Source organism: Rhizobium sp. BK289 (assembly GCF_014193575.1).
GTDB lineage: Bacteria > Pseudomonadota > Alphaproteobacteria > Rhizobiales > Rhizobiaceae > Rhizobium > Rhizobium tropici_C.
The window spans coordinates 571,284-589,927 of the sequence record NZ_JACHZO010000001.1 but is presented as its reverse complement, the minus strand read 5'-3'; the positions used below and the strand labels follow the sequence as shown (position 1 = coordinate 589,927).

The window sequence follows — 18,644 nt, the reverse complement described above, 5'->3', positions numbered from 1 at the left end:
GTCAACGGGAGCCCGCAAACCGGCTTGCCGCCGCGCAGATGGCGGCAAAGCCGACCCGCGCACCTTCGCTCATATGCCGTGCCCGCAGCCACGCATGCACCATTTGCGGCTCCTCGCGGAACCAGACTTCGACGCCTGCTTGCGCGAGCCGAGCCGCGTAATTGCGGCCATCGTCGCGCAGAGGATCGTAATGCGCAACCGTGATGAAGGTTGGTGGAAGTCCGGCCACGGAAGACGAGGCAAGCGGCTCGGCGACCGGATTGCCTGACGGAGCCTGCAGAATGGTGCGATAATAGGCGACATCCGCGGTCGTCAGCCCCGGCGCGTCGGCCATCTCCTCATAGGAGCCGGAGACGAGATCGCCGCCGAGCGCAGGGTAGATCAGGATCTGGCCGACAATTCCCGAAAGCCCCTCCGCTTGCGCCCGCACGGCCAATCCCGCCGCGAGATTGCCGCCGGCGCTGTCGCCGATCAGCACGACCGACGTCTTCTCGGCAAGCAGCTGCTCGAGAACACTGAAACAATCATCCGTCTGCGCCGGCCAGCGATATTCCGGCGCCAGCCGATAATCGACCGAGACCAGCTCGGCGCCGGCATGATCGGCGATCTCGGCGCAGATGGCATGATGGCTTTCAAGCGAGCCGACGACGAAACCACCGCCATGGAGACACAGCAGCTTCGTTGCGGTACGGATATTGGCGGGCTTGTAACGCCTGACGGGAATCGTTCCGGATACGAGATCATCCGCGGTCTGCATGCCGTCGGGCAAGGGGCGATCGAAGCGCGCGCATAAGGCGTCATACCATTGGCGCTGTTGCGTAATGGAGGCCGTGACCGCATCCGGCGGATAAAAGGAGTCGCAGATCTCCATGAACTGCAGGATGCCTGCCTCGTTCGGCATGGGACGCTCGGCAGTAGCCATCGGATATCCTCGATTCGTGCCTATCGATCAAGGATAGCGCAACGATGCAAGCGAATGCTTACCTGCCTACGGCCAGCACCGCCGCGATGGCGACATCTGCCTGGTTGCGCCGCGTTCAATCGGCCGCAAATACGCTGCTCGACAGCAGGGAAAAACCCGTAGGCATCTGCATGCATTGCGCGTTGGACCAGGTGAGTACTGCAAGCGCGAGAGCCGCGCCAATCACAAGCCGAAGCATGATATTTCCTCATCGGTGTTGCTGCCATCGCGAGCTCAGTTGCATCGCGGGCATTGGATCGTTAGGCCAGCGCCGTGGAAGCGGCAGGGTTCCGTCTATATGGACCTCGTGCGGCTGACTTATGGCCAAGTCATGGCAGGAATTGAGTGTTCGCGAGCGATCCGCTCGGTGCTGGCCCGATCGCGGGGTTGGACCTTCACCTTGCGTGATATTGCTCGTCCGTCACATGCTCCAGCCAATCCACCACCTTGCCGTCGAGATGTTCGTGGATGGCGATATGGGTCATGGCTGTTGTCGGCGAAGCGCCGTGCCAGTGCTTCTCGTTCGGTTCGAACCAGACGACATCCCCGGGCCGGATCTCCTCGACCGGGCCGCCTTCGCGCTGAGCGAGGCCAAGGCCGGCGGTGACGATCAAGGTCTGGCCGCGCGGGTGGGTATGCCATGCCGTCCTCGCGCCAGGTTCAAAGGTGACGCTGCCGGCGGCGGCCCGGCGGGCGTCATTGGCAGCAAACAGCGGGTCAATCCTGACCGTACCGGTGAACCAGTCGGAGGGGCCTTTGCCGGAGGGTTGCGTGCCGTTCTTCTTGATGTCCATGATGACGTCCTTCCTGAAATCGGCTGCGTTGGCGCGACCGTGTGGGAATTAACTTAGCTCACGATTCACGGAGCGGTAGAGGGCCGTTCACGCATAGACTTATGAATAGGGACGATAAATCCCTTTCGAGTGGGAGGACGTAGCAAGTGCCCTGGGGTTGACCGTGCAGCCATGTTCATCGCGACATCAAGGCGCGGATGCTGCGATCTGCCGACTGCAGCAGCTCGAAGGCTTCGTAACGCCGCTGATGCAGCGCCTTGACGGCGCCATCCGCCGGCTCGAACCTCTTCGCCAGCCGTGACATGGCAGCCATGGCTTCCACGAGCGAGCCGCGATGTCCGCCAGCCGTAGCGCCGAGCATGGCCGCACCGAGAAGAACGGGCTCCTCCGTATCGGCGACAGCGACCGACCTGCCGGTCGTATCCGCCAAAAGCTGACGTACCAATGCGCTCTGGGCAGCCCCGCCGCTGGCGATGATGAGATCGCAGGTGATCCCGTCCTGTGCCAGCTTTTCGAGCAACTGCTTGAGGCCATAGCCGATACCGCAGAGGCCGGCGACATAAAGAGCGATCAGATCGTCGATGCCGGTTTCGAGCCCAAGGCCGGAAATGACGGCGCGCGCATCAGGATCGGCATAGGGCGACCGGTTACCGAGGAACTCGGGAACGACCTGTATGGATTGCGCGAGCTTTACGGCGTCGGATGTGTTTCCGCTCGCCTTCATGGCCTGCCGGTCCAGCCAGGCGACGAGCGACAAGCCTTCCGTCTCGGCCTTCTGATGCGCCTCGCCGGATGCCGGATGCATGGTAACGAGATGATCGATCGCAGCCCCTGCCGCAGACTGGCCGCCTTCCGTCAGCCAGAGGCCAGGCACCATGGCCGAATAATAGGGTCCCCAAACGCCATCGACGAACACAGCGTCATCGCTCGACGCCATCGAACAGGCGGAGGTGCCGAAGATATAGGCGAGCCTGTTCCTGACATCGGCTTTGCCGTCCGGTCCCTGGCCGCCAAGCGTGCCGACGCCGCCGGCATGGGCATCGATCAACGACGCACCGACCGGCGTACCAACGACGAGGCCAAGATCGCCGGCGGCAGCTTCGTTCAAGCCGCCACCGAGTGCGGTACCCGGCTCGACGATTTCTGTACCGATCCGCACAAAGCCTTCGTCGGCCAGCTCACCAAGGCCGATATCCTTGAAATATTGCGCGTCCCAGCGCTTTTCGTGGGCGAGATAGGTCCATTTGCAGGTGACCGTGCAGACCGATCTCTGCAGCGAGCCGGTTGCGCGCCAGGTCAGATAGTCGGCGAGATCGAAGAAATGATCCGTTGCCGCGAAGGATTGCGGCAGGTTTCGCTTCAGCCACAAGAGCTTCGGCGTCTCCATCTCGGGTGAGATACGGCCGCCGACATAGCGCAGCACGGCATGGTTGCCGGCATTGATCTCCGCCGCCTCGCCGGCCGCGCGATGATCCATCCAGACGATGATATTGCGATCGGCATCGCCCGATGGTCCCACAGCCACGGGCCGGCCATCCGCCTTGACCGCGACCAGTGAACAGGTTGCATCGAAACCGATGCCCGAAACGTCACCGGCCGCTATCTTTGCCGCTGCGACAGCCTCTTTGACGCTGTCGCAAACCGCCTTCCATATCTGCTCGCTCGACTGCTCGACGATACTGCCGGCCTCGTGCCAGATGGTGATCGGCCGCTTGGCGGCGGCGAGCAGATGGCCATGCGCATCGAAAACCCCGGCCCGGGCGCTGCCGGTGCCGACATCGATGCCGATGAAATAAGGTGCCGTCATCAGAGATCCGTACTCAAAGGCAGGATCACCAGATCCCGGATTACGATGTTACGCGGTCTGGATAGCATGAAGAGCACCGCTTCCGCCACTTCGGTCGCCTCCATCAGGCCGCCCGCGGCAATCGCTTCGTCAAGCTTTGCCTGTGGCCAGTCGCTGATCAGTGCCGTTACCACCGGCCCCGGCGCCACGGCGCCAACGCGGATGCCATGCTTGGCGACCTGGCGCCGAACCGTGTGCGTAAAGGCCTGCACGGCATGCTTGGACGCCGTATAGATCGGCTCCCAGACCACCGGCACCAGACCGGCGATCGAGCTGGTCATGATGATATCGCCTGTTTTGCGCTCGATCATGTGCGGCAGCACCATGCGAACCGAGCGGAAGGCCGCGTTGATATTCAGATCCAGCATACGGTCCCAGGAATCGGGATCGCCTTCCGCAACCTCCCCGCCGATATAGGCGCCGGCATTGGCATGGAAGATATCGAGCTTGCCGAACTTGCCAAGAATCTGCGGCATCATCGTCGCTACGCTCTCTGGGTTCAGAAGATCGACGACGACGGGAAAGGCGTTCGGCCCTAGTTCTGCGCAAAGGCTTTTCAGGCTGTCTTCAGCCCGGTCGACGAGGGCGACACTGGCGCCCTCGTTCAATAGCGATTTGGCGCATTCCAGGCCAATTCCAGACGCAGCCCCGGTGATGGCGGCGACCTTGCCGGCAAAATCCTGTCTCATAGCAATCCTTACCTTCTTGAAGAAATCAGCCGCGCCCATGCGAGGCGCGGGAACGACGGGCGAGCGAGTCGACGATGACGGCAATGGCAAGAACTGCCCCAGTGATCATGTAGCGAAGCGCCGACGACAGATCGAGCATGGTGAGGCCGCTCGCGATCGACTGGATGACGATGATGCCGAGCAGTGCCGAATAGGCGCTGCCGCGGCCGCCGAAGAGGCTGGTGCCGCCGATGACGGCCGCCGCAATCGCATTCAGATTGACGTCGCCTGTACCCGCCTGCTGGCTGGCAGAGGCGAGACGTGCCGCCGCCAGCACACCACCAAGGGCTGCGAACATGCCGCAGAGAACGAAGGCGCTGGTATAGATCCTGCGTACGTTGATACCGGCGCGGCGCGCTGCCTCGCGATTGCCGCCGACGGCGGACATCGACCGGCCCCATTGCGTGCGCGTCAGTGCGTAGTCCATGACGATAACAAGCACCACGAACAGGGCAAACATCCAGGGAATGCCGCGATCCTGATTGAGATAGAAGGCGACGAACTCCAAGGCCACGGTGATCACAGCCGCCTTCGCCAGCAGGCCGCCGACGGAGGGCGCGGAGAGGTTCGCCTGCTTGCGTCGCCGCACAGTACCCAAGCCGGTCACCAGCAGGACCGCACCCGGAATGAGCGCGAAGAGATAGGCAAGCGGTCGAGGAATGACAAGGAGTTGGCCGAAATTCACGATCGCCGAGCCATAGGGCAGATTGATCGAGCCGGTGGCGCCAAGCAGATAGAGCTGCATGCCGAGTACGGCGAGAAGGCCTGCCAATGTGGCAACGAAGCTCGGCATACCCAGGCGGTTGAACAGCACGGCATAGATCACGCCAATCACGCCACCGACGACCAGCGCCGCCAGGATCGCCAAGGCCACCGGCCAGCCCTCATTCACCCAGAGCATGCCGACCATGGCCGAAGCGAAGCCACTGATCGAGCCGACGGAAAGATCGATCTCACCGACCATCAGCACGCAGACTATGCCGAGCGAGATGATGCCGACGGTCGAAGCATCGAACAGCAGATTGGCGAGGTTGTTGCTTGAAAGGAAGGTCGGGTTCAGCGTGCCGAACACCGTCCAGATGATGACGAGACCGACGACGACGGGCAGCGAGCCGAGATCGCCGGAACGAACCTTGTCGATGGAGGAGCGGATGGTCGCGCCAAGCCCGGTGTCATGATTGACCCGGACGTCGCTGCGGTCAAGCAGCATGGTCGATTGCTTGCTGTCCTGGCTCATGGCTGGCCCCCTTCCCTCAATTCCTGCTGGGCCTGACGCCTCCCTGCCCGTCGCGACACGGCGTTTTCCGTGGCTCCGGTGATGGCGCTGACGAGTTCCTGGTTCGAGGCATCTGGATAGAAGATGCCGTTGTTGCGGCCGAGGCGCAGTACGACGATGCGGTCGGCAACGGCGCGCACATCCTCCATATTGTGGCTGATCATGATGACACCGAGCCCCTTGTCGCGGACGCGTTCGATAAGGTTCAGCACTTCGGCGGTTTGTGCGACGCCGAGCGCTGCGGTAGGCTCGTCGAGCATGATGAGTTTCGGCTCGAGCAGCAGCGAACGGGCGATCGCCACCGTCTGCCGCTGGCCGCCCGAAAGGGATGCGATGGGGATGCGTACGCTCGGGATACGCGCGGCAAGCTCATTGAGCAAAGTCCAGGCGCGAACCTCCATCGCGGTTTCGTCGAGCTTCAGCGGACTCAGTTCCCGGCCGAGGAAAATGTTGGCGACGACATCGAGGTTCTCGCAGAGCGCCAGATCCTGGAAAACCGTGGCGATGCCGAGATCAAGAGCCGTTGCGGGATCGCTGAGCGTTACCTGCTTGCCACGGAATGTGATGGTGCCCGCACTCGGTTGATGGACACCGGCCAGAACCTTGACGAGCGTCGATTTGCCGGCGCCATTGTCGCCGACAAGCGCCACCACTTCACCGGCATGCACATCGAGGTTGATATCCGTCAGTGCCGAGACGGCGCCGAAGTGTTTGGAGATCCCTTTGAGGCTGAGCACAAGCTCGCCGGACGGGGCTCTATGATCGGAAGCGTTACTCATGACTCGCCACCTTCTCGGGTTGAAATGCTATCGGATGCGTTTTGCCTCCGGCCGCCGAAGCGGCCGGAGACTGGGAGGAGCAGCCTTAGCTGCCGATACCGAGTTTCTTGCAGCCATCGGCATAACGGTCGTTGCAGAGCTGTTCCGGCGTCTGGATCGGCTTGCCGTTGACCGTCTTGTCGATGATCTCGGCCTTCAGGTTTTCGGACGTGACCAGGGCCGGCGTGAAGAGCTTGGTCGGCGTGTCGAAGAGCTTCGTGTCGGCCTTCGGCGTCTCGCCGGAGAGCAGCTCGATCGCGACATTGGCGGCAGCAGCCGCCACGATCTCGCTCGGCTTGGAGATCGTATTATACTGATCGCCCGAAATGATGAGCTGCAGGCCGGCAATGGTCGCATCATTGCCCGTGACCGGCGGCACCGGATCGTAGCCGGCGGCCTTGAAGGCAGCGACGGCCGCACCACCCGTGCCGTCATTGGCGGCGACGACACCGAGGATCTTCTTGCCGAAGCGGGTGATTTGGCCGCTTGCCCATTGCTGCGCCTTTGGCGGTGCCCATTCCGGCGTGTCGAATTCGGCCAGCACCGGATAGCCGCCGTCGGCCAGACCGGCATGGATGCCCTTCTTGATCAGGCCGGCAGCAGCATCGGTCGGCGAGCCATTGATTTCGAGAAGGCCGCCATCGCCAGCCTTCACGCCCTTCGCCTTCAAATGATCGACCAGTGACTTGGCGATCATCTTGCCGATCTCTTCATTGTTGAAGGACACGTAGTAGTCGGCGGCCGCCGACGGGATGGGCCGGTCATAGGCGATGACGCGCACGCCCTGGCTCTGCGCGAGCTTCACCAATGATGCGGCGGCCGTCGAGTCCACCGGGTCGAGCACGATTGCCTTCGCACCCTGCGAGATCGCCGAATTGAACTGCTGCTGCTGACGCGAGGCATCGCCATTGGCGTTCTGGTAGATGACCTTGCAACCGGCGCAGAGCTTCTTCATCTCGGCCTGGAAACCAGGGAAATCGTGCTCCTCATAGCGCGTCGAGCTCTGGTCGGGCATCAGGAAGGCGACGGTTGCGTCCGTCACCTTGGCGGATTGCGCGAAGGCGGAAGTGCCGGCCAGAAGACCGACCGCAAGCGCGGTTATGCCGGCGATTTTCAGTGCGAAATGGTTCATTGGAATTTCTCCGTTCCAAGTGGTAATGGTTTCCCTCGATCATCGCGGCTGTCCGCACGCGATGCTCTTGTTGATGCGTCGCCGAAGGCGATCTCAGACCGACGCGACGGTAATTTCGGACAAGCCTTCTCCTTCGGACGGCAGAGATGCCTGCCCGTTCGCTCGCCCTGAATTTTGTCTCTCCTCCCTGTCCTCCCTTGTGTTAGGCGGCCTCCACCGCGCGTGCGTGCTGTGCCAAGAGCGACCTGAACCGGGAGGGCGCCATGCCCTTCTGATCCAGAAAACGCCGATTGAAGTTCGAGATATTGTTGAAGCCTGCCGCAAAGCAGATGTCGGTGATCGTCATCTCGGCCTTGCTCATCAAAAGATGACAGGCGAAGTTGATGCGCAGCCGATTGACATACTGCACCAGCGCCATGCCGGTATGGCGGCGGAAGCTGCGCGAGAAGGCGCTTGGGCTTTGACCGGTCAATTCGGCCAGATCGCACTCACTGAACGGCTCGGTGAGATGTGCATTGATGTAAGCCAGCGCCTGGTTGACGCCCGCCGACATGAAGCCTGAGGGATCCGGCTGATAACCGGCGCTGGCGAGCGTGCGCGTACCTTCAGCGCGGCTCATAGCGTCGAGAATATTCATGAAGAGCTCGATGCGGCGGATGCCCGACGCCTCTACCAGCTCGCCGAGGATCGGGCCAACGATGACAGCCGTCTCAGGCGTGAAGAGCGCACCGCGGCGGCTCGTCTCAAGAATGCCGGCGCAGGCCGACAGTTCCGGGAAGACCTTGCTCGCATCGGCAAAGAAGGATTCGGAAAATTGCAGGACGCGGCAGCGCAACGGCAGGGTGACGCCGACCGGTACGTCGCTCACCCAATTATGCGGGAGGTTCGGTCCTGTCAGCACCAGATTGCCGGGCTCGAACTCGCCGATGAAGTCACCGATGAAATATTGGCCTGTTGTCGCGACGACATGGTGGATTTCATATTCGGGATGAAAATGCCAGCGAACCGTGCGGTAGGGATAACCGTGCTCCCACGCTTTGAAGGATTCTCCGCTGCCGATCGCGACCACTTCCAAATCGGGATTCATCGGCAAACCTCCTTTCGTCCGTCCGCATTCGTTACGGTTACGGCGCCTCCTCCCAGAGGCCATCGCATCTTTTATGTGGTAACCCTACCCCTCATAGCCGCCCGCCGCTACTACGCCTTGTACGTCCAACCGATACTTTTTTGACATCAAAGGCGGCCCGTTTGGTCAAATGTGCAGTGCGGCATAGCCAACCGCATAGCGAGACCCGTATGAGCCCGAAAGCGGGATCAATCGAGATCGTCGCGAATACAGGCCTTGAACTGCCCCGGCGCGACCTCCCGCAATTGCGGAACTGTCGTCGCGCAGGCGTCGAGCGCGAAGAGGCAGCGCGTTCGGAAGACACAGCCACTTGGCGGGTTTGCCGGGCTCGGAATATCGCCCTTCAGAATTTGCCTGTTACGCCTGCGATCCGGGTCCGGCGACGGGATGGCTGACAGCAAAGCGCGCGTATAGGGATGTCGCGGTCTGGCGTAGAGATCAGCGCTTGCGGCAATCTCCATGATCCGCCCGAGATAAAGCACGATGACGCGATCACAGAGATATTCGACCACGGCAAGATCATGCGAGATGAACAGCATGGTAAGCGCGAGGCGTTGCTGTAGGTCGCGCAGCAGATTGATGACCTGCGCCTGGATGGAGACATCCAGTGCCGAGACGGGTTCGTCGGCGACCAGAAACTCCGGCCCGAGCGCAAGTGCGCGCGCAATGCCGATCCGCTGGCGCTGGCCGCCTGAGAATTCGTGGGCATAGCGATTGATGGCGTCCGCCGGCAGATCCACCTGTTCGAGCGCCGCCCGCGCGCGATCCAGCCGATCGATACGGCCCCCGATGCGCTGGATCTTCAGCCCCTCGGTCAGGATCTCGCCGATGGTCATGCGCGGCGACAGACTGGCGAAAGGATCCTGGAAAATATACTGCATGCGCGGCCGCATGCGCCTCAGACCGCCGGCGCCGAGCCTGGTCAGTTCCGTGCCGTCGAAGCGCACGCTGCCAGCCGATGGCTCGACCAGCCGCAGGATGGACCTGCCGATCGTCGTCTTGCCGCTGCCGGATTCGCCGACGAGACCCACCACTTCGCCTCTCCCGATGTCGAAGGAGATATCACGAAGGATGGAAAGCCTTGCACCGCGGGACACATAATCCTTGGCAAGATCCCGAACGGAGACGAGCGCTTCCGTCATCTAAATCTCCCGCCAGCGGATGCAGCGGCTCGCATGGCTTGCGTCGACGGCCTCGAGGGACGGCACCGTTGCGCTGCAAGCCTCGATCGCATGGGCGCACCGCGGCGCGAAGGCGCAGCCGGATGGCATTCGCATCAGGCTCGGCACGGCACCGGGAATGGCGTATAGCGGCTCTCCGGCCTGCCGCATCCGTGTCGCCTCGCCAAGCCGCGGCATGGAGGCCAAAAGGCCGCGTGTATAGGGATGCCTCGGATTGCGGAACACGGCTTCCGTCGGCCCCTCCTCGACGATCCGGCCGGCATACATGACGGCGACGCAATCGGCGATCTCTGCCACCACACCGAGATTATGCGTGACGAAGAGGATCGCCATGCCGCGCTCCCGCTGTAGTCGCTGCAGGAGATCGAGGATCTGCGCCTGTATCGTGACGTCGAGCGCCGTCGTCGGCTCGTCTGCGATCAAAAGCACGGGATCGCAGGCAAGTGCCATGGCAATGGTCGCGCGCTGGCGCATCCCGCCGGATAGTTCATGCGGATATTGCCTGACGCGGCGTTGCGCATCGGGAATTCCGACGTTTTCCAGCAGCGCGATCGCCTCACGCATCGCGGTGGCACGATCTGCCCCCCGATGAATGCGGATCGGCTCGGCAATCTGATCGCCGATTGTCAGCACCGGATTGAGGCTCGACATCGGCTCCTGAAATACCATGCCGATATCGCCGCCGCGGATCTCGCGCATACGGCTGTCGTCCAACGCCGCAAGATCGCTGACGATACCCTGCCTGCCCCGCAGCCTGATGCTGCCGGCTGCGATCCTCCCGACATTACGCGTCAGCAGCCGCATCACCGAAAGGCTCGTCACCGACTTGCCCGAGCCGGATTCGCCGACCAGCGCCAGCGTCTCGCCCGCGTCGATGGTCAGGTCGATATCTCTGACAGCGGTCAACTCGCCGCCGCGGGTACGGAAGACGGTCGTGAGGCCCCTGATATCGAGAACGGGTTGGGCAGCCACCATCATCATACCTACAACAGCCCCGTATTCTTCAGGATCGCATCGATCCTGGCCGTTTCCTCCGCATTCAGCGCCGCGCGCGGACGGGGCATGATAGCGGTATCGATGATGCCGAGACTTTTCATCGCTGCCTTGAAGGCACCGATGCCGGCGGCACCGCCGCTGACGCGCCCCTGCGCGACCCAGACGATCTCGAACAGGCGGCAAAGCCTTTCCTGCTCGCGCCGGGCCGCCGCCCAGTCGCCACGCTGTGCGGCATCCCACAGCCGCACATAGCCATGCGGATCGACATTGGCGATGCCGGGCACCATGCCATGCGCGCCCATCAGAAGCGCATTGTCGACGACGATTTCGGAGCCCGTCATCAGGAAGATATCCTTGTGATCGGCAAGATCGAGCAGCGCATAGCGGAAATTGCCGTCGTCGCCGCTGGAATCCTTCAATCCGATGATGGTCCCCTCTTTTGCGAGGGCGACCACGGTCTGGCGCTGCAGCTTCACGTGCACACAGACCGGGATGTCATAGGCGACGAGCGGTACATCGACGGCATCCCGAATATAGCGGAAATGGTCCAATATCTCTGACTGGCTGGTCACGGTATAGAAGGGAGCGGTGACGACGACGGCGTCGGCACCGATCTCTTTTGCGATTTTCGAATGCGCGATCACGCGGTCGGTCGTGGGGTCGATGACGCCGACCAGCAACGGCACGCGACCGTTCACGACCTTGGCGGAATGCTCGATAATCTCGCGCCGCGTCTTTTCGTCGTGAAAGACGACTTCGCTGGTGGAGCCCAGCACGAAGACGCCGTGGCAGCCGCCATCAATGAGATGCTCCAGCACCCTCGTATAGGATGGGTAATCCACCGTGAAATCGTCGTTCAGCGGCGTTACGACGGGAGGCACCACGCCCTTGAATTTGCTCATTGTCTCTTTCTTTCTTGGGTTCAACGAAGCTCGGCGCGCGGATCGAAGGCATCCCTCAGCCCGTCGCCGATGAAATTGATGGCAAGGACGGCAAGCACCAGCGCGGCGCCGGGAAACAGCCATTGCCAGGGATATTGTTCAAGAACGGCTGTGGATCGGGCCGTATTCAGCATATTGCCCCAGCTCGCCGCGGGCGGTGCAATGCCGAGCCCGAGAAAGGAAAGCCCGGCCTCCAAGAGGATCGCATTGGCGACCTGCGTCGTGGCGTAGACCACCAGAATATCGATGCAGTTCGGCATGCCGTGGCGCAGCAGCATGTGCGGCAGCCCTGCCCCCATGCCGCGCGCAGCGGTGACGAAATCGCGTTCGCGCAGTTCCAGCAGCCTGGAACGCACCATGCGGGCCAATAACGGCCAGGACAGCAGCGATATGACTGTTATCGTCGGCAAAATGCCCGTGCCGGTGATGGAGGCCAGCACCAGCAGGAAGATCACCGGCGGCAAGGTCATGACCAGATCGACGAAGCGCATGCTGAGCGCATCCGCCCAGCGGCCGGCAAAGGCAGACACGAAGCCGAACAGAAAGCCAATAATGGCCGAAATGACTGTGGAACCTGCCGCGACCATCAGCGATATACGGCCGCCTTCAAGCACTCTGGCAAAGACATCGCGCCCGACGCCGTCCGTTCCGAACCAGTGCGTCGCATTGGGTGGCGCGTTCATGGCCAGGAGATCGATGTCGTTGGGCTGGAACCGCCACCAAAGCGGATAGGTGACGATCAGCAGCAGCATGGGCACGGCGATGCAGACGCCGAAAAGGGCAGCCCCGTTCAGCCGGAAGCGATCGAATGCCCGGGCAAGTGGCCCATGGCTTGGTCGTTCGGTTCGCGCCAGCATCGCTCAACCCACCTTGATGCGCGGATCGATCACCGCATAGGCGAGATCCGTCAGCAGGTTGACGATGATGACGCAGGCGCCGATGACGAGCGTCGCCCCCATGATGACGGGATAATCGCGCGACGTGACCGCATCGACGAGCAGCAGGCCCATGCCTGGCCAGTTGAAGACGCTTTCGACGAAGATCGCACCACCGATCGCCAGCCCTATGGTCGAGCCGATGACGGTGACGACAGGCAGGAGCGCATTGCGCAGGGCATGCTTGACGATCACCCAGAACTCGAACACGCCCTTGGCCCGCGCCGTGCGCACATAATCCTGGTTGAGGACCTCCAGCAGCGAAGCGCGCATATAGCGCATGATGAGCGCGGCTTGCGCGATCGCCAGAAGTGCGGCCGGCAGGATGAGATGCCAAAGCAGGTCGCTGATGGAAAAGTCCTCGCCGGGCGTCAGCATGCCACCCGAGGGCAGCCAGCCGAGACGCACGGCAAAGATATAAAGACCAAGAAGCGCGCTCAGAAAGGCCGGGCTCGATATGCCGGCGAGCGCCAGTACGGAGAGCGAGATATCCGTGACCGAATTGCGCCTGACGGCACCGATGACGCCAGCGACAATGCCGGCGACGATCGCCATGATCAGGGCAGAGCCCATCAGCAGCACCGTCGGACCGATGCGGGACAGCACGAGCGTCAAGACAGGCTGATCCAGCCGCTTGACGGAATAACCGAGATTGCCCTGCAGAGCCTGCTGCAGCCAGCCGACATATTGCAGCGGCAGCGGCCGATCCAGCCCGAGCCGCTCACGCAGATCGGCCATGGCTGCGGGAGACAGAGGCGTGCTCGGATCGATATAGGCATCGATCGGATCGCCAGGCGTCAGCCGCAGCAACACAAAGACCAGCACGCTCAAGGCTATGAGCATGCCGATGCCGACTACCAGACGCTTGAGACCATAGTGAAGCATATCGAACCTATGTGTCGAGGAAGGCGCCGGCCACAGAGCCTGCGGCCGGCTCAAAACCTAGTTTGAGAGCTTCCACGCTTCCGGATGCGCGATGTATGGCCCGCCGCCGGGCGCCGGTGTCCATATGAAATCCTTCACCTTGGACGAAACCACGCCATAGCGGTTGGCCACCCACATGGTCGCCCAGGGCAGATCCTTGTTCATGACCTTGCAGACATCCTGGTAGCGCTGATCACGCTTGCCGGCGTCCGTTTCGGCAATCGCCGCATCGAGCGCCTCGGTCAGATCGGGCATGCGCGCGCGCACCACATTGGCGCCCGCCGGCGGGATCTGCTTTTCGTTGAGCCCGGTATTGATATTGCTTGGATCCGGTCCGTTCTGCAGGCCGGCGTAGACGAGCTGGAATTGCGATACGTCGGCATTGGGGTTCAGCACGATGCCATTATAGGTCGGCGCATCGACGGCGCGCGGCACGACATTGATGCCGACCTGCGCCAGCATGGCCTGCACGGCCGCCAATACGTTCGTCGCAAGCGGCGTGTTGTAATAGGTCAGTAAGGTGATCGGCTTGCCGCCGTTGATCTTGTCCCAGCCGGCCGCATCGAGCAATTGCTTGGCCTTGGCCGGATCGTAGGGATAGGCTTCGATGCCGTCCGGAACCAGCTGATTGGCGACATAAGCGCAATTGGCCGATTTTGCTGCGCCGCCATACAGGCTCTTGATGATCGCATCGCGATTGATGGCGTGCATGACGGCCTGCCGGACGCGAAGATCCTTCCACAGCGGCGAATCCTGGTTGAAACCAAGATAATTGACCACGAAGGAATCGCCCTCGATGACCCGGAAGGACTTGTCGTCCTTGAAGGTCGGCACATCGTTGGAATCGACATAGGTGAACTGGATCTCGCCTGCCCGCAGCGCCGAGATCGCCGCGGCCGGATTGGCGAAATAGCGGTTGATCAGCCGATCGAGAACGGGCTTGCCGCCGCGATAGTCGGGATTGGCTGTCAGCTCCACATATTGATCCTGCACATATTTGACGAATTTGAACGGCCCCGTCCCGATCGGCGAGGTCGACCACCAAGTGCTCTTTGCAAGCTGATCGACGGGCACGGCGGCGAGCGCGTGCTCAGGCAGCACCATGATCTTGGCCAGCGTATCGAGCAGGCTCGCGGAAGGCGCGGAAAGCTTGATGACAAGCGTATGATCGTCAGGCGTCTCGACCGATGACAGCAGTTTAAAGCGGGCAGCAAAGATCGAGCCGGTCTTGGCGTTGGCTGCAAGATCGATGGTGAACTTGGCGTCCTTGGCCGTAAAAGCCTTGCCGTCATGCCACTTGGCATCGGCAAGCTTGAACGTATAGGTCAGTTGATCCGGGCTCACCTCATAGGAGGAAGCAAGCACGCCGACGATCTTCTGCAGCTTTTCGTCGTAGCTGACCAGAGGCTCGAAATAGGTACTGAGCCAAGTGAGACCGGCGGTTGCCGCCAGCGGATTGAAGTTGCCTTGAAAACCACCGGGACCGACATCGAAACCGCCCGACATGGTTGCGGCGGTGGCAGGCGCAGCCATGCCACTCATGGCCGGTACTGCGGTGGCCGACAGCAGCGCTCCCAACGCGATTGCCGGCAGATGAAAAGCTTTCCTCATTGCAATCCTCCTCCCTTGTTTGTGGTCGCTATTCTTTCTTGTTGTTGGCGATCACCTGCGAAATTCCCTCGTAGTGGCGGTCGAGGCGCATGCGCACCTCCTTGAGATTTTTGGATTCCAGTGCATCGACGATCGCCTCATGGTCACGCCAGGTGGCCATGGGATCGATATTCTCCAGATCGAAAAAGCGGGACGCCTTGTAGAAGGCGAGCCAGAACACATCGATCAGACGAACGAATGTCTCGTTGCCCTGGCAGCGAAACAGCAGCCGGTGAAACAGCTGGTCGTCTTCGGCAAAAGGCTCGCCACGCTCGGCATGGGCGCGCATTCGGTCGGTGGTCGCGCGCAGCTCGGCCAGATCCTCGGGCCCGATCATCTCGAGGGTCTTGCCGATCAGGCCGACTTCGAGCGTGCGGCGGATTTCCAGCACCTCCTCCATGTGCCGCAGCGCATCGCCGAGCCCATAGGCGAGATTGTCGAGCAGCGGGGCGAAGGAGAAGGCCTTGACGAAGATGCCGATGCCGCGGCGCGTCTCTAGTACACCGAGGGATTCCAGCGCCTTGATGCCTTCGCGCAGGGAATTGCGGCTGACACCCAATTGCACGGCGAGCTCACCTTCGGCCGGCAACATCGTACCGGCCTGAATGGCGTTATCCACGATGTAATTGCGCAGGCTTTCCTGCACGGAGACATGCAGCAATGGCGCGCGCGTCAAAGGCTGCATTACTTTCCCGACCATAGAACTGGACTCCCATAGAGATCGGCAATGATCCTATGAACTTGTAGGATATCCGTCAAGTGAACATGTAGATAGGCAATATCCAGCGGGGGAAGTCTTGCAGGACTGTGTCCGTCAAAGGCGATCAATGAAGATATTGCTTTTGAGCCCGGAAAAGCCCGGTCGGGCTTGCTGGCCTGATACTTCAAGCATCTGCAACCGCCGCGGCCGGCAGCATTCAGCCGATGATCTGCATGCCGGCAGACGGCCCGCTTCGGTTTGCGCGGGGATTGCCAGTGCTCACTTCGCCGTGTGCGGCATATCCGTCGCGGGCAAACGAACGAGCTTGCCCTCCTCGGCCTTGTAGAAATACTGGCTGGCAACCAGCCACCCCTTGAGCGGCCGCAGCGGTGGAATGCAGGTCGCCAGCATGAATGGCCCCGTCACCAGGAACTGAACCCAGATCGGCGCCGAGAAGGCAACCTCCAGCCATACGCCGAGAAGCACGCTCGGAATGCAGGCAAAACAGATGACGAAGAAAGCAGGCCCATCGGCGGGATCGGCAAAGGAATAGTCGAGGCCACACGCTTCGCATTGTTTTCGCAGCGTCAGAAACCCGTCGAACAAGCGCCCTTGTCCGCAACGGGGGCAGCGGCAACGAAGACCGGTCTGAACCGGGCTCAGCGGTGGATATTCAGTTTCCATGGCGGCATCGCTCCTCAATCAACATTCCTAGACATGCGATCAATATGGATATTGCATGCATTCAATATAGTTACAATGAATGCATGCAACGAGTCCACCTGCCAGAGTGACGCAGGCGGTCGCTCGGCGAGCGATGCAAGATTACCACCGAGCTGAAGCTTACGCTCCGTCAGGATCGGCAGCGAATTGCAGTTGAACTCTAAAAGAACGATGCCGCCATTTCCGGCGGTCCCTCCATTGCATGCGCCAGGAAGTCCAACGCCCCCTTCAAAGCCTCGCGACTTATCGGGCCGCCGAGGCAGACCCGCACGGCTTCGGGCACCGTGCCGTCTACCGTGAAAGCATCGCTTGCGAGAACGCCGATGCCCGCATTGCGCATATGGCTGGCAAAGGTGGCCCGCGTCCAGCCATTGCCCAAGGGCAGCCAGATATTGAAGCTGAGGGGATCGGCGCGATAGCTCCGAGAAGGCAAAATGTTCGCCACCATCTTTTGGCGGGCGGCTGCAATTGAATGGATGATGATAGGATTTCGTTTCACGGGATGCCGGGCCCGATGGAAGGAAACCATTCGGACGATAAACGGCACGCCGGCTGGAGCCGGCGTGCCGTTTATCTGGCAGAAAGCCTTCAAACAACGGCCATGCAACTCATTTTTCTTGAGTGCGAGCTGCCGCTTTCGCCTTTGCTTGATCGTCCATGAGTTCGTACCACATGGCGTTGAGGACGGCGAATGCCGCCGCGAGAGGAAAGCCGAGAAGCCAGGCAAAGTACCACATAGGAAATCTCCCTTAGGATCAGTAGGCGTGACCGCTCTTGTCGTTGACCGTCTCCTCGTCGACCTTGCCCCACAGCACGCGATAGACCCACGCGGTGTAAGCCAGGATCATCGGCAGAAAGATGATGGTGACGACAAGCATGATGAACAGCGTCAGGTGGCTGGACGATGCATCCCAAACGGTCAGGCTCGAGCGGGGATCGAGCGAGGACGGCAAGAGGAACGGAAACATCGACAGTCCCACTGTCGAGATGATGCCGAAGATGGCAAGTTTGCTGAAGAGCAGTCCGGCGATTTCGCGCCGGCCCAGCATCGCAAGCAGGGCTGCCGCCGCACCGATGAAGCCGAGAACCGGGGCGATCATCATCCACGGATGGGCACTGTAGTTGGCAAGCCATGCCCCCGCACTATGCTCTACCGTCTTCAGCAACGGATTGGACGGCCCATTGGCATCGATCGCGCTTGCGATGCGATAGCCGTCGATGCCCATCCACAGGAACAGGCCACCGAGCGCAAAGAGCACGATGGCCGCTAAAGCCGCCAAAGTGCCAAAGCTGCGAGCGCGTTCGGCAACCGTGCCGTCGGTCTTCACCTGCAGCCAGGCGGCGCCATGCATGACGAGCATGGCGACTGACAAAAGGCCGCAAAGGAGAGCATAGGGGTTCAGAAGCGCGAAGAACGATCCCTCGTAATAGATGCGCATATCGTCGTCGAAGCGGAAGGGCACGCCCTGCAGCACATTGCCGACGGCGACGCCGAAGATCAGCGACGGAACGAAGCCGCCGATGAACAATGCCCAATCCCAGCCGGCCTTCCAGCCGACGCTATCGCGCTTGGAGCGGTATTTGAAGGCAACCGGCCGGAGGATCAGTGCGAAGAGGATGGCGAACATGGCGAGGTAGAAGCCGGAGAAGGACACGGCATAAAGCGGTGGCCAGGCGGCGAAGATGGCGCCGCCCCCGAGGATCAGCCAGACCTGATTTCCCTCCCAGGTCGCGCCGATCGAATTGATGGCGATGCGCCGCTCCGTATCGGTCTTTGCGACGAATGGCAGCAGCGCACCGACGCCGAGGTCGAAACCATCGGTGACGGCAAAGCCGATCAAAAGCACGCCGAGAAGCAGCCACCAGATGATGCGCAGGGTTTCGTAGTCGATCAGTTCATGCAGGATCATGGC

At 61.4% G+C, this 18,644-nt stretch carries 18 protein-coding genes and 1 pseudogene; all 19 read right to left on the bottom strand.

Annotation, left to right across the window (positions count from 1 at the left end; translation table 11 throughout):
* Position 1: 1 nt before the first annotated feature.
* The 19 genes and pseudogenes from FHT84_RS02720 to cydB all read right to left on the bottom strand — a co-directional run bounded on the left by FHT84_RS02720 (position 2) and on the right by cydB (position 18,641).
* The gene (locus tag FHT84_RS02720; protein WP_183760861.1) at positions 2-922 is read right to left on the bottom strand and encodes an alpha/beta hydrolase; all 921 of its coding nucleotides are present in this window, start codon (positions 920-922) and stop codon (positions 2-4) included.
* Between the two features lie 434 nt (positions 923-1,356).
* Complete coding sequence (locus FHT84_RS02715) at positions 1,357-1,755, bottom strand: cupin domain-containing protein (protein ID WP_112344944.1); 399 nt, start codon at positions 1,753-1,755, stop codon at positions 1,357-1,359.
* A gap of 175 nt (positions 1,756-1,930) precedes the next feature.
* The gene (locus tag FHT84_RS02710; protein WP_112344943.1) at positions 1,931-3,562 is read right to left on the bottom strand and encodes an FGGY-family carbohydrate kinase; all 1,632 of its coding nucleotides are present in this window, start codon (positions 3,560-3,562) and stop codon (positions 1,931-1,933) included.
* Positions 3,562-4,290 (bottom strand): SDR family oxidoreductase, encoded by a 729-nt coding sequence (locus FHT84_RS02705; RefSeq protein ID WP_112345213.1) that lies wholly within the window; start codon positions 4,288-4,290, stop codon positions 3,562-3,564. Before FHT84_RS02705 ends, FHT84_RS02710 begins: the two co-directional genes overlap by 1 nt.
* Positions 4,291-4,315: 25 nt before the next feature.
* Complete coding sequence (locus FHT84_RS02700; protein WP_183760864.1) at positions 4,316-5,566, bottom strand: sugar ABC transporter permease; 1,251 nt, start codon at positions 5,564-5,566, stop codon at positions 4,316-4,318.
* Positions 5,563-6,384: an ATP-binding cassette domain-containing protein gene (locus FHT84_RS02695; RefSeq protein ID WP_112344941.1), complete on the bottom strand. Its 822-nt coding sequence runs from the start codon at positions 6,382-6,384 to the stop codon at positions 5,563-5,565. The genes FHT84_RS02700 and FHT84_RS02695 overlap by 4 nt, the downstream gene beginning before the upstream one ends.
* An 85-nt stretch (positions 6,385-6,469) precedes the next feature.
* Complete coding sequence (locus FHT84_RS02690; protein WP_112344940.1) at positions 6,470-7,555, bottom strand: sugar ABC transporter substrate-binding protein; 1,086 nt, start codon at positions 7,553-7,555, stop codon at positions 6,470-6,472.
* 202 nt (positions 7,556-7,757) lie between these two features.
* Positions 7,758-8,642, bottom strand: a complete 885-nt coding sequence (locus FHT84_RS02685; protein WP_112344939.1) for an AraC family transcriptional regulator — start codon at positions 8,640-8,642, stop codon at positions 7,758-7,760.
* A gap of 227 nt (positions 8,643-8,869) precedes the next feature.
* On the bottom strand, positions 8,870-9,823 hold the full coding sequence (locus FHT84_RS02680; RefSeq protein ID WP_112344938.1) for an ABC transporter ATP-binding protein: 954 nt from the start codon (positions 9,821-9,823) through the stop codon (positions 8,870-8,872).
* Entirely contained in the window at positions 9,824-10,840 is a 1,017-nt protein-coding gene (locus FHT84_RS02675; RefSeq protein WP_112345212.1) for an ABC transporter ATP-binding protein, read from the bottom strand.
* A gap of 5 nt (positions 10,841-10,845) precedes the next feature.
* On the bottom strand, positions 10,846-11,760 hold the full coding sequence (locus tag FHT84_RS02670; RefSeq protein WP_113250406.1) for a dihydrodipicolinate synthase family protein: 915 nt from the start codon (positions 11,758-11,760) through the stop codon (positions 10,846-10,848).
* Between the two features lie 20 nt (positions 11,761-11,780).
* Positions 11,781-12,656 (bottom strand): ABC transporter permease, encoded by an 876-nt coding sequence (locus FHT84_RS02665; RefSeq protein ID WP_112344936.1) that lies wholly within the window; start codon positions 12,654-12,656, stop codon positions 11,781-11,783.
* Positions 12,657-12,659: 3 nt separating this feature from the next.
* Entirely contained in the window at positions 12,660-13,619 is a 960-nt protein-coding gene (locus FHT84_RS02660) for an ABC transporter permease (RefSeq protein ID WP_112345211.1), read from the bottom strand.
* 57 nt (positions 13,620-13,676) lie between these two features.
* Positions 13,677-15,269 carry an ABC transporter substrate-binding protein gene (locus FHT84_RS02655; RefSeq protein WP_112344935.1) on the bottom strand — a complete coding sequence of 531 codons (1,593 nt, stop codon included), beginning with the start codon at positions 15,267-15,269 and terminating at the stop codon, positions 13,677-13,679.
* Positions 15,270-15,297: 28 nt separating this feature from the next.
* Positions 15,298-16,008, bottom strand: a complete 711-nt coding sequence (locus FHT84_RS02650) for a FadR/GntR family transcriptional regulator (protein WP_112344934.1) — start codon at positions 16,006-16,008, stop codon at positions 15,298-15,300.
* Between the two features lie 279 nt (positions 16,009-16,287).
* The gene (locus FHT84_RS02645) at positions 16,288-16,692 is read right to left on the bottom strand and encodes a DUF983 domain-containing protein (protein ID WP_112344933.1); all 405 of its coding nucleotides are present in this window, start codon (positions 16,690-16,692) and stop codon (positions 16,288-16,290) included.
* A gap of 199 nt (positions 16,693-16,891) precedes the next feature.
* Positions 16,892-17,197, bottom strand: a pseudogene (locus FHT84_RS02640) (PLP-dependent aminotransferase family protein); the annotation flags it as partial.
* Between the two features lie 142 nt (positions 17,198-17,339).
* Entirely contained in the window at positions 17,340-17,468 is a 129-nt protein-coding gene (gene cydX, locus FHT84_RS02635; RefSeq protein WP_112344932.1) for a cytochrome bd-I oxidase subunit CydX, read from the bottom strand.
* Positions 17,469-17,486: 18 nt separating this feature from the next.
* Complete coding sequence (gene cydB, locus FHT84_RS02630; RefSeq protein WP_112344931.1) at positions 17,487-18,641, bottom strand: cytochrome d ubiquinol oxidase subunit II; 1,155 nt, start codon at positions 18,639-18,641, stop codon at positions 17,487-17,489.
* Between the last annotated feature and the right edge of the window lie 3 nt (positions 18,642-18,644).

Coding starts and splice junctions, on each gene's coding strand:
- FHT84_RS02720 (WP_183760861.1), bottom strand. CDS start 922: ATGGCTACTGCCGAGCGTCCCATGCCGAACGAGGCAGGCATCCTGCAG.
- FHT84_RS02715 (WP_112344944.1), bottom strand. CDS start 1,755: ATGGACATCAAGAAGAACGGCACGCAACCCTCCGGCAAAGGCCCCTCC.
- FHT84_RS02710 (WP_112344943.1), bottom strand. CDS start 3,562: ATGACGGCACCTTATTTCATCGGCATCGATGTCGGCACCGGCAGCGCC.
- FHT84_RS02705 (WP_112345213.1), bottom strand. CDS start 4,290: ATGAGACAGGATTTTGCCGGCAAGGTCGCCGCCATCACCGGGGCTGCG.
- FHT84_RS02700 (WP_183760864.1), bottom strand. CDS start 5,566: ATGAGCCAGGACAGCAAGCAATCGACCATGCTGCTTGACCGCAGCGAC.
- FHT84_RS02695 (WP_112344941.1), bottom strand. CDS start 6,384: ATGAGTAACGCTTCCGATCATAGAGCCCCGTCCGGCGAGCTTGTGCTC.
- FHT84_RS02690 (WP_112344940.1), bottom strand. CDS start 7,555: ATGAACCATTTCGCACTGAAAATCGCCGGCATAACCGCGCTTGCGGTC.
- FHT84_RS02685 (WP_112344939.1), bottom strand. CDS start 8,642: ATGAATCCCGATTTGGAAGTGGTCGCGATCGGCAGCGGAGAATCCTTC.
- FHT84_RS02680 (WP_112344938.1), bottom strand. CDS start 9,823: ATGACGGAAGCGCTCGTCTCCGTTCGGGATCTTGCCAAGGATTATGTG.
- FHT84_RS02675 (WP_112345212.1), bottom strand. CDS start 10,840: ATGATGGTGGCTGCCCAACCCGTTCTCGATATCAGGGGCCTCACGACC.
- FHT84_RS02670 (WP_113250406.1), bottom strand. CDS start 11,760: ATGAGCAAATTCAAGGGCGTGGTGCCTCCCGTCGTAACGCCGCTGAAC.
- FHT84_RS02665 (WP_112344936.1), bottom strand. CDS start 12,656: ATGCTGGCGCGAACCGAACGACCAAGCCATGGGCCACTTGCCCGGGCA.
- FHT84_RS02660 (WP_112345211.1), bottom strand. CDS start 13,619: ATGCTTCACTATGGTCTCAAGCGTCTGGTAGTCGGCATCGGCATGCTC.
- FHT84_RS02655 (WP_112344935.1), bottom strand. CDS start 15,269: ATGAGGAAAGCTTTTCATCTGCCGGCAATCGCGTTGGGAGCGCTGCTG.
- FHT84_RS02650 (WP_112344934.1), bottom strand. CDS start 16,008: ATGGTCGGGAAAGTAATGCAGCCTTTGACGCGCGCGCCATTGCTGCAT.
- FHT84_RS02645 (WP_112344933.1), bottom strand. CDS start 16,692: ATGGAAACTGAATATCCACCGCTGAGCCCGGTTCAGACCGGTCTTCGT.
- cydX (WP_112344932.1), bottom strand. CDS start 17,468: ATGTGGTACTTTGCCTGGCTTCTCGGCTTTCCTCTCGCGGCGGCATTC.
- cydB (WP_112344931.1), bottom strand. CDS start 18,641: ATGATCCTGCATGAACTGATCGACTACGAAACCCTGCGCATCATCTGG.